Source organism: Phyllobacterium sp. TAF24 (genome assembly GCF_052113785.1).
GTDB lineage: Bacteria > Pseudomonadota > Alphaproteobacteria > Rhizobiales > Rhizobiaceae > Phyllobacterium.
This window is the reverse complement of record NZ_JBFRDN010000006.1, coordinates 69,793-84,948: the sequence shown is the minus strand read 5'-3', so window position 1 is coordinate 84,948 and position 15,156 is coordinate 69,793. Positions and strand designations below refer to the sequence as shown.

Genomic DNA, 15,156 nt, shown 5'->3' with positions numbered 1-15,156 from the left:
ACTCAATCCGTTCAGGAATTCGACGGGCGGCGCGGTGCGCCGAACAATGGGGCTGATACCGGGCGCGGCAGACCCGCGCCAAGGACAGGAGAAATGTCACGCGGTGACAGAAGCGGCTGGCTCACACGCATTCTCGCCTCTTCTTCAGTGGTGCATATCCGCGCGACATAGGTCGCTGGTGGAGCAAATATCGCACCGCGCCGTGTGTATTTATCATATTCAAGTGGATGCAGATTGTTGATGCCCGCAAGGCCAAGACCGCCCTTGGCATCGATGGAACTCATTTCATCCATGCACATCTTACCGAGTTCGACGCAGCGGTTGAGCACGGCGGTAAAGAGCTGTGCATCGACGCTCCCGTAGCGGCGCACCGGGTCATTTTCGCTGGGACGTTCAAGTTCGAGATAAGCATTGCGATCCAGCGAACCGCTTTGCGCCTTCACACCGGCCATCCACTTGTCAAAATCGGCATCGGACAGGCCGAGGAACGCAAACTTCATACCGGAGAATCCAGCGCCGCTATAATTTGCCGAAAAACCTTCAAACGTACCGGGATGGTTGATCACAGCGCTAAGCTTCGTCGCCATGCCTGGCATGGTGTAGATCTGACCGGCAAGGGCGGGAATGTAGAATGAATTCATTACCGCCGATGAGGTCAGGCGGAAATTGATTGGTCTGTCTACTGGAGCGGCCAGTTCATTGACGGTTGCCACGCCATATTCAGGATAGATGAACAACCATTTCCAATCGAGCGCGACAACTTCCACTTGCAGGGGCTTGGTCTGTTTATCGACCAGTTTGCCGGGAGCTATACGATCCAGCGGGCGGTAGGGATCGAGCAGGTGTGTACCCATCCACGTCAATGCGCCAAGGCAAATGATAATGAGCAAGGGGGCCGCCCAGATGATCAGCTCAAGCTGCGTCGAGTGATCCCAGTCTGGTTCATACCGGGCTTCCGTATTAGACTGGCGATAGCGCCATGCAAAAAACACCGTCAGCAGCATGACGGGCACAATGATGATCAGCATCAGAATGGTCGAGATAACAATGAGGTCCCGCTGCTGTGCGGCCACGTCGCCAGACGGGCTCATGACGACAGCATTGCATGCGGTCAGCATGGTAAGAAACGGAAGTATGGCGACGGCAAGAAAACGTTTCAAGGTCGTTCCTGTCTTGATAACAGCGGTAATTTACGCCATCCGTAACGGCACCCCATTCAAAGTGACATTGGACAATTTGCCCAATCCTTCCGTAATGTGTCACAATGATAAAGGAGATGCTAGCATAAGCCGTGAGAGCGGCTTGAAGAAAGCAGCTGCCAATTCAGGATTGAGGAGCGCAACCAGATATGAGCGCGGAAATAGGGGTGCCCTCATCGACGCACGGACGTGACGTGAAAGGCCTGCATGGCAGTCACGACGACGTCAACGTGGGCGAAATCGCCATTGGCGTTATTATTGGCCGTACGTCGGAGTTCTTCGACTTTTTCGTCTATGCCATTGCGTCGGTGCTTGTTTTCCCCAAACTCGTTTTCCCCTATGTCGATCCGCTTACCGGCACGCTCTATTCCTTCGCAATTTTTGCGCTGGCCTTCATTGCGCGACCGCTTGGTACTGTAATCTTCATGGCCATCGACCGCACCTATGGCCGTGGAGTTAAGCTCACCATCACTCTGTTCCTGCTTGGCAGCTCGACAGTGGCAATTGCTTTTCTTCCCGGCTATGAGCAAGTGGGCTGGGTATCGGCGCTGCTTCTAGCGCTTTTCCGGCTCGGTCAGGGGTTGGCGCTCGGCGGTGAATGGGATGGACTTGCCTCACTCCTTGCCCTGAATGCACCAGAACGTCGCCGGGGCTGGTATGCCATGATCCCGCAGCTTGGTGCCCCGCTCGGATTGATGGTTGCAGCCAGCCTCTTTGCGTTCTTCGTTGCACATCTGTCCGCACAGGACTTTCTGGAATGGGGTTGGCGTTATCCTTTCTTTGTTGCTTTTGCGATCAATGTGGTGGCGCTTTTTGCCCGTCTGCGCATGGTTGTCACCGAGCAATACGCCGAACTTTTCGAGCGCCGGGAACTACAGCCAACCACTGTCAGCGATACATTGCAGGCAGAAGGACGGCATGTTGTTATCGGTGCATTTGCTCCTTTGGCCAGCTTCGCCCTGTTTCATATGGTCACCGTGTTTCCTCTCTCCTGGGTATTCCTTTTCACGGATCAGGGGCCAGCACGCTTTCTCATGATTGAGACGATTGGTGCGGCAGTGGGTGTTCTGGCAATTCTAGCTTCCGGAAATATCGCCGATCGTGTGGGACGGAGCCGATTGCTTATAGCCACGGCCATTGCCATTGCTGTCTTCAGTGGCTTTGCGCCTCAACTTCTTGATGGTGGTGATGTCGGCGAGATCATCTTCATGGTTTTCGGCTTCCTGCTTCTCGGCTTGTCCTTCGGCCAGTCATCCGGCTCGGTTGCGTCGAATTTTTCAAGAAGGTACCGCTATACGGGGTCTGCGCTGACAACAGATCTTGCGTGGTTGTTCGGTGCCGGTTTTGCTCCGCTTGTTGCTTTGGCGTTGTCAAGCCGCTTCGGTCTTATTGCGAGTGGTGCTTATCTCCTGTCTGGCGCTGCATGCACGTTGATTGCTCTGGCAATCAATCGGCAGATTGATGGCCGCGACAAATAAAAATGTCTTCGTTGCATCTTTGACGACGGATTAGAAAAGCTTCAGTGGATAGGTCGTGTAGAATATGAAGGCCGAGCGGGCAAATTGCCTGATGTGCCAGAGGCCTTTACTGGCAGCGTGACCACCTTCGTGGACGATTTTGACTGCCGGGACATAGGCAATACGCGTTATTTTGCCGGTGCGCAGTGAAATATCGAAATCTTCGAAATAGAGCAGATAGCGCGGATCAAAACCACCCAACTGTTTGTATATGTCGCCGCGGAAGAACATGAAACATCCGCTGACAATGGGGGGGTCCCAGAACAGCGTATCTGCAATCTGATCCCGCATTTCGTACCGCTGCAAACGCTTGCGAAACAGCTTTTTGATACCGTTTGGGGCGAAGCCGCGAAGAAGCAGGTCGAAGATTGCGGGATATCGTTTGCAAAGATACTGCGTGCTTCCGTCTGGATTAAACGCCTTTGGTGTGATCAGGCCACCGGCTGGGTTTTCTGTCATGAATGCCAGCGCCTGTTTCAGGGCATCCGGCTGCATTTCCACGTCTGGGTTCAAAACAAGGTGGAATTTACCCGCTCTGTCCAGAACCATATTGTTGGCTGCACCAAAACCAATGTTGCCGTGCCCCGCGATGATCTCAAGTGGAAGGTCAGGCAACAATTCTCTCAGCCAATTGTGGTCCGAAACATCAGGGGTGTTGTCGATGACGTAGAGCTTGGCGCGAAGCGGAGTTGTCTCTTCAAGTGCCCTTTGCAGGCTTTTGAGTGTATTGCCGAGCACTAAACGATCCGGTTTGAAAATCACGACGCTGATCGTGATCTCATAATCTGGATTTGCGATGAGGACATTGTGTTCAACCATTGCCGGGCCTCTTTCCCATACGCCCGATAAGGCCGTGAAATACGCCGGTTGTCATCATCCAGGCATGTTCGAGCCGAGGTGCGGTAAAGAGGCTGTAGAAAACGAATTTTCGTGCGAGACGTGCCGCATCGACAACTTTCCAGTTGGTCCGTAGCCATGATTGSCGGTAAAGCCAGACAGCGTTCCGGAAATGATAATAGTGCCTCAATGGACTATGGACAGGAATATATCGTCCACGGAATTTGACGGGATTGTCACCGAGATCGTGCTGCATTTGCGCGGCGCAAACGCCAAAAGAACGGTAGCCCTTCTGTTGCGCGCGCAAACCCCACTCGATATCCACATAGTCGATGAACAGTTCCTCTTTCATATCACCAACATCGTCAATGGTTGTCATGGGAATGAGACAGCCCGAAGCAATGAGATAATCCACGTCCACAACTGAATTCGCCGAAGCACAGGTTTGACGCTGAAGGCGGAGCCCCTCTATTTTTACAAAAGGGGGAGGATTGTTCTGGCGCGAATCCTCATACCGCGGACCAACGCACCCAAGCTTGATACCTTCGGCGATCTGGGCTTTCGCTGCCGATAATAATATGGCCACCATGTTTGGGGCTGGCACACTGTCCTGATCAAGCAGAAGAATGAAGTTTGAACCCCTTGTTCGGGCCTGATCAATGCCGACATTTTGTGCTTTTGCGATACCGCAATTTGTGCCGAGAGGTACGAATTTTACCTCGATGGGCTGATTTGCAAGCCACTGATTCAAATCGGTTTTCGAACCATTGTCCACCACAATGACATCAGCAACTTGGGGACCTATCGCGTTCAGAAGTTTCGCAAGAGCTGCAACATCCGGATTATAGGTCACGATAATCGCGCTGACTTCAGATTGGTGCTCAGTTCGCATTCAAAAATCCGTTTTACTTGGCATTGCGTATATAGTTATCGATGATAATTATGTCGTAAAATCATCAACTTGTTGGAGAATAGACATTTAGTCTTGCCATTTTTCCATTTCGTCTCGGTTGACTCGTGGTTCTGTTCTCGCCAAATGTCTGCCACAATGATAGGCGAACCGCATTTCGCCATTTTTAAATGAAATTACCGGCGGCTATTGAAGGCGTCATGTCACGACTCGACTTTAGCATTGACATAAGGAAGTGATCGAATGAAGGGAATTATACTAGCTGGCGGAAGCGGTACACGTCTTTACCCATTGACGATCGCGGTGTCGAAGCAAATTCTCCCCATCTATGACAAACCCATGATCTATTACCCATTGAGTGTTCTCATGCTCGCGGGTATCCGTGATATTCTGATCATCTCAACACCGCACGATTTGCCGCTTTTTCAGAAACTGCTTGGAGATGGTTCGGATTTCGGCGTCAACTTTTCCTATGCTGAACAACCGCAGCCAAACGGCTTGGCTGAAGCGTTTATCATAGGGCGCGAATTTATCGGCCAAGACAGTGTCGCCATGATTCTGGGCGATAACATCTATTTCGGCGATGGCCTTTCCAAATTGTGTCAGCTTGCTTCATCGATTACGACGGGTGGAACAGTCTTTGCCTATCATGTTGACGATCCGCAACGTTATGGCGTCGTTGAATTCGATAAAGTCACAGGTCAGGCAATATCCATCGAGGAAAAGCCGGCGAAACCCAAATCCAACTGGGCTGTGACGGGGCTTTATTTTTACAGCAATGATGTTGTGGACATTGCAGCGTCCATTGAACCATCGTCCCGTGGCGAGTTGGAAATTACCAGCGTCAACAATGTCTATCTTGAGCGCGGGGATTTGCAGGTCCAGCAGTTGGGGCGCGGCTATGCTTGGCTTGATACTGGTACGCACGACAGTTTGCATGAGGCTTCATCGTTTGTTCGGACAATCGAACATCGGCAAGGCATCAAGATCGCATGCCCGGAAGAGATCGGTCTGGAATGGGGTTGGTTGAACTCCGATCAGGTGCTCGAACGGGCAGCAAAGATGGGGAAGACGGAATATGCAGCCTATTTGCGGCGGCGTGCTGAGGAGATTGGGAAAGAATGATTGAAGTCAGACCTCTCGCCCTTGAAGGCGTACTTGAGATATTGCCGCCCAAGTTTGGTGATGACAGAGGCTTTTTCTCCGAAACCTACAATGCCGATAGTTTTGCCGCGGCGGGGATTAAGCTGCAGTTTGTGCAGGACAATCATTCGTTTTCGGCTGCCAAAGGTGTTTTGCGCGGGTTGCATTATCAGTTGCCGCCGCGTGCTCAGGATAAATTGGTGCGCGTCGTCAAGGGCTCTATTCTTGATGTGGTCGTCGATATTCGCCGGGACTCTCCGACGTTCAGGAAGTGGGTTTCGCTTGAGGTGTCGGCTGCAAAGTGGAACCAGATTCTTGTTCCAAAAGGTTTTGCCCATGGCTTTGTAACATTGGAGGAAAATACCGAGGTTATTTACAAGGTTACGGATTATTATTCACCTCAACATGATCGTGGTATTCGCTTCGATGACCCCTCTATCGGGATTGAGTGGCCACTGGATGCTTCAATGCTCCAGCTTTCTGACAAGGACCGGAAAGCACCTTTGCTTGACGGCACCGAAGTTTTCCCCTGAGAGAGAGTTTTTTTCATGAAAATCCTAGTTACGGGTGGTGCGGGTTTTATCGGGTCGGCGGTTTGCCGTCAGCTTGCGGCAAATCCCCAAAACCAAGTCTTTAACCTCGACAAGCTTACTTACGCGGGTAATCTCGCATCGCTTCGACAGATCGAGAATTATCCTAATTACAGCTTCGTTGAGGCTGACATTTGTGATGACACCACAATTCTGGACATTCTTCGCAATGAGAAGATCGATGCGATTATGCATTTGGCTGCCGAGAGTCACGTGGATCGCTCGATTGACGGTCCGGCAGCCTTCATTGAAACAAACATTGTCGGAACATTCCGCATGCTTAATGCTGCGCTGACATATTGGCGAGACCTGCCGGAACCAGCAAAATCCAATTTCCGCTTCCATCATATTTCTACGGATGAAGTGTTTGGCGATCTGCCTTTCGACAGCGGCATCTTCACGGAAGAGACGCCCTATGCTCCCTCGTCCCCTTACTCAGCGTCAAAAGCGGCCTCGGATCATTTGGTTCGTGCATGGCATGAGACTTATGGTCTGCCGGTAGTCCTATCGAATTGCTCGAACAATTATGGTCCCTTCCATTTTCCCGAAAAGCTGATCCCGCTGGTTATTCTCAACGCTTTGGATGAGAAGCCGTTGCCGGTTTATGGAGCCGGTGCAAATGTTCGCGACTGGCTTTTCGTTGAGGATCACGCTCGGGCATTGGAATTGGTTGTAACCAAAGGCAAGCCGGGCGAAAGCTATAATATTGGCGGTCGTGCCGAGCGCACCAATCTCAGCGTTGTCGAAACCATATGCGATATTCTTGACAGCAAACGCCCGCGCAAAGGCGGAGTACGCTACCGAGATCTCATCACCTTCGTTACCGATCGACCCGGCCATGATCGCCGTTATGCCATCGACGCCTCCAAGATCGAACGGGAACTCGGCTGGAAGCCAGCAGAGACGTTTGACACTGGTCTGGAGCGGACTGTGCAATGGTATCTCGACAACAAGTGGTGGTGGGAGCCGATCCGTAGTGGAAGTTATGCAGGGGAGCGGCTCGGTTCGGTATCCCTGAAAAAAGGAACAGCATGAGAGTTGTTGTAACAGGACGGGAAGGGCAGGTTGTCCGCAGTCTGATCGAACGCGCCGCGCTTCATCCGTCGGTGGAACTGTTGACGCTCGGACGCCCGGACTTTGATTTGGCAAAGCCGGATACAATTTTCGATGCGATAAAGACTGCAAAGCCTGATCTCGTTGTTTCAGCCGCTGCCTATACGGCTGTCGATCAGGCGGAGGATGAACCTGAATTATCATATGCTATCAATGCAACTGGTGCAGGCGCGGTAGCCGAGGCTGCCGCGCGGGTAGGCGCTCCTGTTATTCATCTTTCAACGGATTATGTCTTCGCTGGCGAAGGTGAAAAGCCCTATACCGAAGCTGACTCCACCGGACCACACGGCGTCTATGGGCGAACCAAACTGGCGGGCGAAGCATTGGTCGCTGCAGCCAACAGCAAGCACCTGATCCTGCGCACTGCATGGGTCTATAGTCCGTTCGGCAAGAACTTCGTCAAAACCATGCTGCATCTGGCGGCGAGCCGCGACAGTTTGTCAGTTGTATCGGATCAATGGGGTAACCCAACATCGGCGATTGATATTGCGGATGGTATTCTTTGCGTGGCTGAGCGTCTTCATGTCGATCCGCAATTTGACGCTTTCGGCATATATCATCTTGCCGGGACAGGCAGCACGAGCTGGAGCAATTTTGCTCGGGTGATTTTTCAGGCCAGTCAAGACGTGCAAGGACCATTTGCTGACGTCAAGGATATTCTGACGTCAGAATATCCTACAAAAGCCCGGCGGCCCTTGAATTCACGCCTTAACACTGAAAAATTCCATGAGGTGTTTGGCTGGAAAGCGCCCGATTGGGAACAGTCGACCAAGTCAACGGTCAAAAGACTTCTGCAATTGAGCTAATGCCTTAAGCAGAGATCAAGAAGGCGAGCTCAAGACTTCTTGAGCTTGCTTCAATCCCCATTGAAGCAGTTCTTCAGCGCGGCTGTCGTTGGATGCCTCTGCGTAACAGCGCAGTTCCGGTGCATTGCCCGACGCGCGATAATGGACCACTTCGCCGCTCGAGAGCACAACACGCACGCCATCAATCGCGTCGCTTGCTCTAATCGTGCCAACCTGCGCAAAGAAAGGATCGCGGCGCACACTATCAAGCAAACCTTGCAGAAACGGATCGCTAGCCGTTGATGGGATATGTTCCAGACGACCACTGCGGGTAAAGCGGGACGGCAGGTCTTGTAGCAGCGCGGATATCGCAACGTCTTTACTGGCCGCCATGCCGAGAACGCTCAAGATGGGAAGCATTGCATCGCGCGTTGGCAATGCACTCAATGTTCCCCCTTCGGTGGTCACGGGAGTGCCCAACAGAACTCCGCCATTGGCTTCAAAGCCAACAATTCGCTTCAATCCGTCCGCCCGGGCCTGTTCCATGCCCTCTATCACGTAGGGTGATCCGACGCGCGTCCGATAGACTTTTGCAAAGAGACCGCTGAGTTCAATGGCGGTATTCGAGGTTACCGGTGTAACGACGGCATCTGCGTTGAGAAAATGTGCGGTCAACAGGCCAACACTGTCACCGCGGATGAAAACGCCATTCTCATCAGCGATAAGCGGCCGATCGGCATCGCCATCAGTTGAAACCAGCGCATCAAGCTTGTACTTTTTGCACGCATCTTCGGCGAAGGCGACATCCTCTGGACGAAGAGCTTCGGTATCGACAGGCACGAATATGTCGGAGTGACCGAGCGCGATAGCATCAGCTCCCAAGCTTTGCAGAATAGTGACGATCAAATCGCCAGCAACAGAGCTATGCTGATAAACGCCGATCCTCTTTCCGGCCAGCGCCCTTGGCTTGAGCACGGCAATGCTTCGATTGATATAATTTTGCAAGGCATCCGGCATGATCATTGTCGGTTCATCCGGCGCAATCGAATGTTCCATGGCGAGATCAAGAACCGCCAGAATACCGGCTTCATCAATCTTGTCGATTTCGCCATCCGGTCGATAGAATTTCAAGCCATTTCGATCTGCAGGAATATGGCTGCCTGTGACCATAATTGCTGGCGCCTTCAAGGTAAGGGCCCTCAATGCCAGCGCCGGTGTTGGCAAAGGACCACAATTTTCCACCTTCATGCCGAAAGCTTGCGCTGCGGCAATACAAGCTGCGGCTATGCGCGGACTGCTTGAACGCAGATCGTAACCGATGAGCAAAGTGCTGTCCGATGTAACACCGGTCACCTTCTGCATGTGTGTGAGGAATGCGAGAGTATAAGCTTTGCAAACCGCGTCGGGTAGTTCCGTTACCAGACCACGCAGGCCGCTTGTTCCGAATTTCAAACTGCTCATTGCAATGTTACAACCACTGAAGCTGGTGCCGCGAAATACTCTCGTAAGGTGTCAGCCGCGCAAGGTCGAAAGTCAATAACGATCAAACTAAGGACGTTAAATGAGATGGTTTGCTGATGCGAAAAAGTGGCTGGGGAACCTGGATTCGAACCAGGACTAACGGAGTCAGAGTCCGTGGGTCTACCGTTAACCTATTCCCCAACAACCGCTTTGAAATGCGGTGGCTGATTAAGCCGATGGGGGGTCATATAGTCCAATTCATTCAGGAAGAAAACCCCTGTTCGGACGGTTTTTGCACTGCACCCCATTTTATCTTCCAGCGATCATTTGAATGCGCGCAAATGACGGATCGTTGCCGGATTTTGTTACCAGGCTATCGAAAATGCGTTTCAAAGCTATTTGACCGCTGGCAATCCGATCTGCCAAGCCTATAAATGTTCAGAGCAGTGATTTGCACTTCACGCCAAAGAGAAAGTAGACGCGGTGGCGGATCGATCATCACCACTGGCCCCGTTCAGGCACGACATATTCCGCACCATCTGGATGGCGAGCCTTGTATCCAACTTTGGATCGCTGATTCAGGCGGTTGGTGCTGCCTGGATGATGACGTCAATTACCGATTCGGTGAATATGGTGGCCCTCGTTCAGGCTTCCACTGCTCTGCCCATCATGATTTTTTCGCTTGTATCCGGTGCACTTGCCGACAATTTTGATCGGCGCAAAGTGATGCTCGTGGCGCAATGGTTCATGCTGATTGTTTCAGCGCTGCTGACGGTATTTGCTTATCTCGGCCTTATTACGCCGTGGCTTCTGCTGGCCTTTACATTTCTTCTGGGCTGCGGAACGGCTCTGAACAACCCATCCTGGCAAGCCTCGGTGGGTGATATGGTCCCCCGCGAGGACCTTCCCAATGCCGTGGCGCTGAACAGTATGGGGTTCAACATTACGCGCAGCGTCGGTCCGGCCATCGGCGGTCTTATCGTTGCCATAGCCGGTGCAGCTGCAACCTTTGCGGTGAATGCGGTCAGCTATTTTGCCGTTATCTACGCATTGATGCGGTGGCAGCCGAAGATTGACCCCAGCCCCTTGCCGCGCGAATCGCTGGGACGAGCCATCTCGGCGGGTCTGCGTTATGTGGCGATGTCCCCCAATATCGGCAAAGTGGTGATTCGTGGTTTTGTGTTCGGTCTTTCGGCAAGCGCCATTCTGGCACTGTTGCCGCTTGTCGCGCGTGATCTCGTTCACGGCGGACCTTTGACGTATGGCGTCATGCTCGGCTCATTCGGTATTGGCGCTATTGGCGGTGCTTTGCTTAGCGCACGCTTGCGCGAATTTCTCTCAAGCGAAGCCATTGTGCGCTTTGCATTTGCAGGATTTGCCGTGAGTGCTGTCATTACAGCGATAAGCACGTCTGTCTGGCCAACCAATATCGCTCTGTTGCTGGCGGGGGCGTGCTGGGTGCTCGCCCTTTCCCTGTTCAATGTAACGGTGCAACTGTCGACGCCGCGCTGGGTAGTGGGACGCGCCCTGTCGCTCTATCAGACGACGACATTTGCAGGTATCGCCGCAGGAAGCTGGGTCTGGGGTGCGGCAGCGGAGCAATATGGAGCGGACAGAGCACTGATCGCGTCCGGTGCCTTGATGCTTGTGGGGGCTGTGATTGGATTTCGCTATGCCTTGCCTGAATTCAAATCGCTCAATCTTGATCCGCTCAACCGGTTCAGCGAGCCGCTTCTGGCACTTGATCTGAAGCCACGCAGCGGTCCGATTGTCATCATGATTGATTATGTGATTGCCGAAGAAGACATTCCCGAATTCCTCTCATTGATGTCAGACCGTCGCCGTGTGCGAATTCGCGATGGAGCAGGGCAGTGGGCGCTGATGCGCGATCTGGAAAAACCGGAAATCTGGACGGAAAGTTATCACACGCCCACTTGGATTGAATATGTTCGCCATAATCAACGGCGAACACAGGCCGATGCCGCGATTGGTGACCGCATTCGCGAGCTACATCGCGGTGGCGAAATCCACGTTCATCGCATGATCGAGCGGCAAACAATTTTGCCGCACGATATTGCTGCTCACAAGACGCCGCTGGATATGCATTAAAGCCGTTACTTCTTGCGCAAGGCATCCGCGAGTGCCGCACCAAAAGCGCCCTGCGGTGATGAAGTCTGCGGCTTGTTCGGTGCGGCTGGCTTTGGTCTGTAGCTGTTATTGTCAGCCTTTTGCTCTCTTGGCACAGGTGCGCTGCCATCCTTGCGCATGGTCAGGCTGATGCGGTTGCGTTTTACGTCGATATCAACGACGCGAACCTTCACCACATCCCCCGCCTTGACGACTTCGTGCGCGTCCTTGACGAAACGATCTGCCAGCTGTGAGAGATGGACCAGACCGTCCTGATGGACGCCGATATCGACAAAGGCGCCGAAGGCAGCCACGTTGGTGACAGTTCCTTCAAGCATCATTCCCGGTTTCAGATCCTTGATATTGTCGATGCCGTCGGCAAAGGCAGCCGTCTTGAACTGCGGGCGAGGATCGCGACCGGGTTTTTCAAGCTCTGCAATGATGTCGCGAACCGTTGGTAGACCGAAACGCTCGTCAACGAAAAGGCGTGGATCGAGCGCCTTCAAAGCAGAACCGTCATTCATCAGCGAGCGGACATCGCGACCACAAGCACTGACGATCTTCTTGGCGACGCCATAAGCTTCCGGATGGACGGCTGATGCGTCCAGCGGCTCTGTGCCGTCAGGAATACGCAGGAATCCTGCGCATTGTTCGAAGGCACGCGGCCCTAGCCGGGCGACTTTCAGAAGATCACGCCGGGTTTTGAACGGACCAACCTCGTTGCGGTAAGCGATTACCGCTTCGGCCAGTGAGGTGCCCAGGCCTGAAATGCGAGCGAGTAGCGGTGCCGAGGCGGTGTTGAGATCAACGCCCACCGCATTCACAGCATCTTCGACAACACCGTCGAGTGAGCGGGCCAAGCGATACTGGTCAACATCATGCTGGTACTGGCCAACGCCAATGGATTTAGGCTCGATCTTGACCAGTTCTGCCAGCGGGTCCTGCAAGCGCCGGGCTATGGAAACAGCGCCTCTAAGCGAAACGTCAAGATCGGGGAATTCCGCAGCTGCTGTTGCAGATGCCGAGTAAACCGACGCACCGGCTTCGCTAACGATCACCTTTAACGGCTTTGGCGATGGCATATCGCCAAGCATATCAGCGACAAGGCGCTCGGTCTCGCGACTGCCGGTCCCGTTGCCGATCGCGATCAGCTCAATCTTGTGTTTGACAATCAGGCGGGCCAGTTCGGCTTGCGTCCCGCGGACATCATTGCGCGGCGGGAAGGGATAGACTGTTGTGGTGTCAAGCACTTTACCTGTGCCATCGATAATAGCGACTTTGACGCCGGTACGAATGCCCGGATCAAGTCCCATCGTTGCGCGCGATCCCGCCGGTGCTGCCAAAAGCAGATCCTTCAGGTTGCGGGCGAAAACGTGAATAGCCTCTTCTTCGGCTTTTTCGCGCATCTGCGTCATCAGATCGATGGACAGGTTGAGAGACAGTCGCGCACGCCAGGCCCAGCGGACAACCTCCATCAACCAGCTATCGGCGGCTGTTCCGTTCGGTGAGATTGAATAAGCGCTGGCGACCATGCGCTCAACAGGTTTGACGGGCGACGTATCGTCGGCATCAACCTCAATGTCGAGCGACAGCACATCTTCATTGCGCCCGCGCAGCATGGCGAGGGCGCGATGGCTGGGGATAGTTGCCCAGCGCTCGAAATGGTTGAAATAGTCAGAAAATTTCGCGCCTGCTTCCTGTTTGCCATTGGCAATCTTGGCCCGCAGAACGGCCTTATCCTTCATATGGTTGCGCAGACGGCCGACAAGATCGGCATTTTCCGAGAAAGTCTCGACCAGAATATCGCGTGCGCCATCGAGAGCCGTTTTTACGTCAGGTACATCTGCGGCCAGAAAGGTCTGAGCAAGTTCGGATGGAACTGTGCGGCGGTCAGACAGAATTGTTTCGGCGAGTGGGCCCAATCCACGCTCGCGGGCAATTTCAGCCCGTGTTCGCCGCTTGGGTTTGTAGGGCAAATAGATGTCTTCAAGTTCAGCTTTGGTGACTGATGACAGGATTTTGTTTTCCAACTCATCGGTCAGTTTACCCTGACTGCGGATCGACTCGATGATCGTATCGCGTCGCGCATCGAGTTCACGCAGGTACACCAGCCGCTCATCCAAAAGCCGCAACTGTGTATCATCAAGCCCACCGGTCACCTCCTTGCGGTAGCGGGCAATGAACGGAACGGTTGCGCCGCCATCCAGTAGGTCAATGGCAGCATTGGCCTGTTCAGGTCTGGCGTTAATCTCGGTGGCAATGATACGCGCAATACGGGCAGTTGTGGCAGTCATACTGGTCTCATCAATCATAATCGGAGGGTGACCATAGGGCTGCCACTGGCAATCGGCAATCATTTGATCCTGCCGCGCACAAAGCGTTCCACGGAAAATTGGAGGACCTGCCCTTGGCTTGACGGATCAGATGAAACGTTTCCTTATCGCTGCACATCTCTGCTGATTCAGCCAACATGGGTAATATGACTATGCAGGCAAATACGAAGCCAAGGATTCTGTGCGTTGGTGCGCTGACGATGGACACGATCTTCCGGTTGGATAGGTTGCCGCCCGGTCCCGGTAAATTCATCCCGCAGGAGGCTGTTGAGATTGCGGCGGGCATGGCCTCAAGTCAGGCGGCCAGCATTGCGAGGCTCGGTGGTGACGCATTTCTCTGGGCCTCAGCCGGGCTGGACCATATTGGTGATCGGGTGGTTGCCGAATTGACAGACGAAGGTGTCAACTGCTCGCTCGTCCGCCGCATTGAGGGCGCACGTTCGGCCTTCTCGTCGATCTTCGTCGACAGATCGGGCGAGCGTATGATCGTGCCGTTTTATGACAAAACCCTTTTGAGCGCGCCGGAGGAAATTCCGTCGGTTAAAGACGGCGCATTCGATGTGGTGATGACGGATGTCCGCTGGCCGTTGGCGGCAGCAACTGCGCTCAAGGCGGCGCGGGAGGCAGGCGTTCCCGGCGTTCTCGATGCGGACGTTGCGTCGCTTGAGACACTTGAACGACTGTTGCCTTTAGCCTCGCACATTGTCGCCTCCGAACCCGCGGCGGAAATCGTCACCGGTGAAACGGATATCGAGCATGCGGTGATTGCCCTGGCGGCACGCTATCGCGGTTTTGTCGCTGTAACCGGTGGGAATAAGGGCTGTTTCTGGTCGGAAGGCGAAGCGGGTATAGTGAACCATATGCCGGCTTTTCCAGTAGATGTCGTGGACACGCTCGCGGCTGGAGATGTGTTTCACGGAGCCTTTGCGCTTGGGTTGGCTGAGGGGCAGGCCATGGAAGAGATCATGCGGTTTGCCAGCGCTGCCGCCGCTATCAAGTGCGCACGGTTTGGTGGACGCGCCGGTGCGCCAACGCGAAATGAAGTTGAACAGTTCCTCCTAGTCTAGCAACATCTGTATTCATAATGATAAAAAAGTGCGTGACAACTTATTGACTCATAACTAACATGTTAGTAGTCTTT

General features: G+C 53.5%; 12 protein-coding genes and 1 tRNA gene. 7 read left to right on the top strand and 6 right to left on the bottom strand.

What is annotated here, in order from left to right; translation table 11 throughout:
• Positions 1-11: 11 nt before the first annotated feature.
• Positions 12-1,160, bottom strand: a complete 1,149-nt coding sequence (gene cyoA / locus AB4Y96_RS07545; protein WP_441916468.1) for a ubiquinol oxidase subunit II — start codon at positions 1,158-1,160, stop codon at positions 12-14.
• A gap of 188 nt (positions 1,161-1,348) precedes the next feature.
• Between cyoA and AB4Y96_RS07540 the strand changes: the two genes are divergently transcribed.
• The gene (locus AB4Y96_RS07540) at positions 1,349-2,677 is read left to right on the top strand and encodes an MFS transporter (RefSeq protein WP_091881317.1); all 1,329 of its coding nucleotides are present in this window, start codon (positions 1,349-1,351) and stop codon (positions 2,675-2,677) included.
• A 30-nt stretch (positions 2,678-2,707) separates the two neighbouring features.
• On the opposite strand, the gene AB4Y96_RS07535 is transcribed toward AB4Y96_RS07540, so the two are convergent.
• Both AB4Y96_RS07535 and AB4Y96_RS07530 read right to left on the bottom strand, forming a co-directional pair.
• Complete coding sequence (locus AB4Y96_RS07535) at positions 2,708-3,535, bottom strand: glycosyltransferase (RefSeq protein ID WP_441916467.1); 828 nt, start codon at positions 3,533-3,535, stop codon at positions 2,708-2,710.
• Positions 3,528-4,445 carry a glycosyltransferase family 2 protein gene (locus AB4Y96_RS07530; RefSeq protein WP_441916466.1) on the bottom strand — a complete coding sequence of 306 codons (918 nt, stop codon included), beginning with the start codon at positions 4,443-4,445 and terminating at the stop codon, positions 3,528-3,530. The genes AB4Y96_RS07535 and AB4Y96_RS07530 overlap by 8 nt, the downstream gene beginning before the upstream one ends.
• A 261-nt stretch (positions 4,446-4,706) precedes the next feature.
• On the opposite strand from AB4Y96_RS07530, the gene rfbA reads away from it, so the two are divergent.
• From rfbA to rfbD, 4 genes are read left to right on the top strand one after another with little or no spacing between them, the layout of a single operon-like run.
• The gene (gene rfbA, locus AB4Y96_RS07525) at positions 4,707-5,588 is read left to right on the top strand and encodes a glucose-1-phosphate thymidylyltransferase RfbA (RefSeq protein ID WP_441916465.1); all 882 of its coding nucleotides are present in this window, start codon (positions 4,707-4,709) and stop codon (positions 5,586-5,588) included.
• Positions 5,585-6,139: a dTDP-4-dehydrorhamnose 3,5-epimerase gene (gene rfbC / locus AB4Y96_RS07520; protein WP_441916464.1), complete on the top strand. Its 555-nt coding sequence runs from the start codon at positions 5,585-5,587 to the stop codon at positions 6,137-6,139. The genes rfbA and rfbC overlap by 4 nt, the downstream gene beginning before the upstream one ends.
• A 15-nt stretch (positions 6,140-6,154) precedes the next feature.
• On the top strand, positions 6,155-7,231 hold the full coding sequence (rfbB, locus tag AB4Y96_RS07515; protein ID WP_441916463.1) for a dTDP-glucose 4,6-dehydratase: 1,077 nt from the start codon (positions 6,155-6,157) through the stop codon (positions 7,229-7,231).
• Complete coding sequence (gene rfbD, locus AB4Y96_RS07510; protein ID WP_441916462.1) at positions 7,228-8,115, top strand: dTDP-4-dehydrorhamnose reductase; 888 nt, start codon at positions 7,228-7,230, stop codon at positions 8,113-8,115. The genes rfbB and rfbD overlap by 4 nt, the downstream gene beginning before the upstream one ends.
• 15 nt (positions 8,116-8,130) lie before the next feature.
• Here the strand turns inward: rfbD and AB4Y96_RS07505 are convergent, their stop codons facing one another.
• The gene (locus AB4Y96_RS07505; RefSeq protein ID WP_441916551.1) at positions 8,131-9,561 is read right to left on the bottom strand and encodes a phosphomannomutase; all 1,431 of its coding nucleotides are present in this window, start codon (positions 9,559-9,561) and stop codon (positions 8,131-8,133) included.
• 121 nt (positions 9,562-9,682) lie between these two features.
• Positions 9,683-9,756: transfer RNA gene (locus AB4Y96_RS07500), tRNA-Gln, on the bottom strand.
• Positions 9,757-10,038: 282 nt separating this feature from the next.
• Here AB4Y96_RS07500 and AB4Y96_RS07495 point away from each other — a divergent pair.
• Complete coding sequence (locus AB4Y96_RS07495; protein WP_441916461.1) at positions 10,039-11,664, top strand: MFS transporter; 1,626 nt, start codon at positions 10,039-10,041, stop codon at positions 11,662-11,664.
• Positions 11,665-11,669: 5 nt separating this feature from the next.
• Here AB4Y96_RS07495 and AB4Y96_RS07490 read toward each other — a convergent pair whose 3' ends face one another.
• Entirely contained in the window at positions 11,670-13,976 is a 2,307-nt protein-coding gene (locus AB4Y96_RS07490; RefSeq protein ID WP_441916460.1) for a Tex family protein, read from the bottom strand.
• Between the two features lie 191 nt (positions 13,977-14,167).
• On the opposite strand from AB4Y96_RS07490, the gene AB4Y96_RS07485 reads away from it, so the two are divergent.
• Entirely contained in the window at positions 14,168-15,082 is a 915-nt protein-coding gene (locus tag AB4Y96_RS07485; protein ID WP_441916459.1) for a sugar kinase, read from the top strand.
• Positions 15,083-15,156: the final 74 nt, after the last annotated feature.

Bases quoted from the DNA above. Each gene is read 5' to 3' on its own strand.
- AB4Y96_RS07540 (WP_091881317.1), top strand. From the start codon at position 1,349: ATGAGCGCGGAAATAGGGGTGCCCTCATCGACGCACGGACGTGACGTG.
- AB4Y96_RS07535 (WP_441916467.1), bottom strand. From the start codon at position 3,535: ATGGTTGAACACAATGTCCTCATCGCAAATCCAGATTATGAGATCACG.
- rfbA (WP_441916465.1), top strand. From the start codon at position 4,707: ATGAAGGGAATTATACTAGCTGGCGGAAGCGGTACACGTCTTTACCCA.
- rfbC (WP_441916464.1), top strand. From the start codon at position 5,585: ATGATTGAAGTCAGACCTCTCGCCCTTGAAGGCGTACTTGAGATATTG.
- rfbB (WP_441916463.1), top strand. From the start codon at position 6,155: ATGAAAATCCTAGTTACGGGTGGTGCGGGTTTTATCGGGTCGGCGGTT.
- rfbD (WP_441916462.1), top strand. From the start codon at position 7,228: ATGAGAGTTGTTGTAACAGGACGGGAAGGGCAGGTTGTCCGCAGTCTG.
- AB4Y96_RS07490 (WP_441916460.1), bottom strand. From the start codon at position 13,976: ATGACTGCCACAACTGCCCGTATTGCGCGTATCATTGCCACCGAGATT.
- AB4Y96_RS07485 (WP_441916459.1), top strand. From the start codon at position 14,168: ATGCAGGCAAATACGAAGCCAAGGATTCTGTGCGTTGGTGCGCTGACG.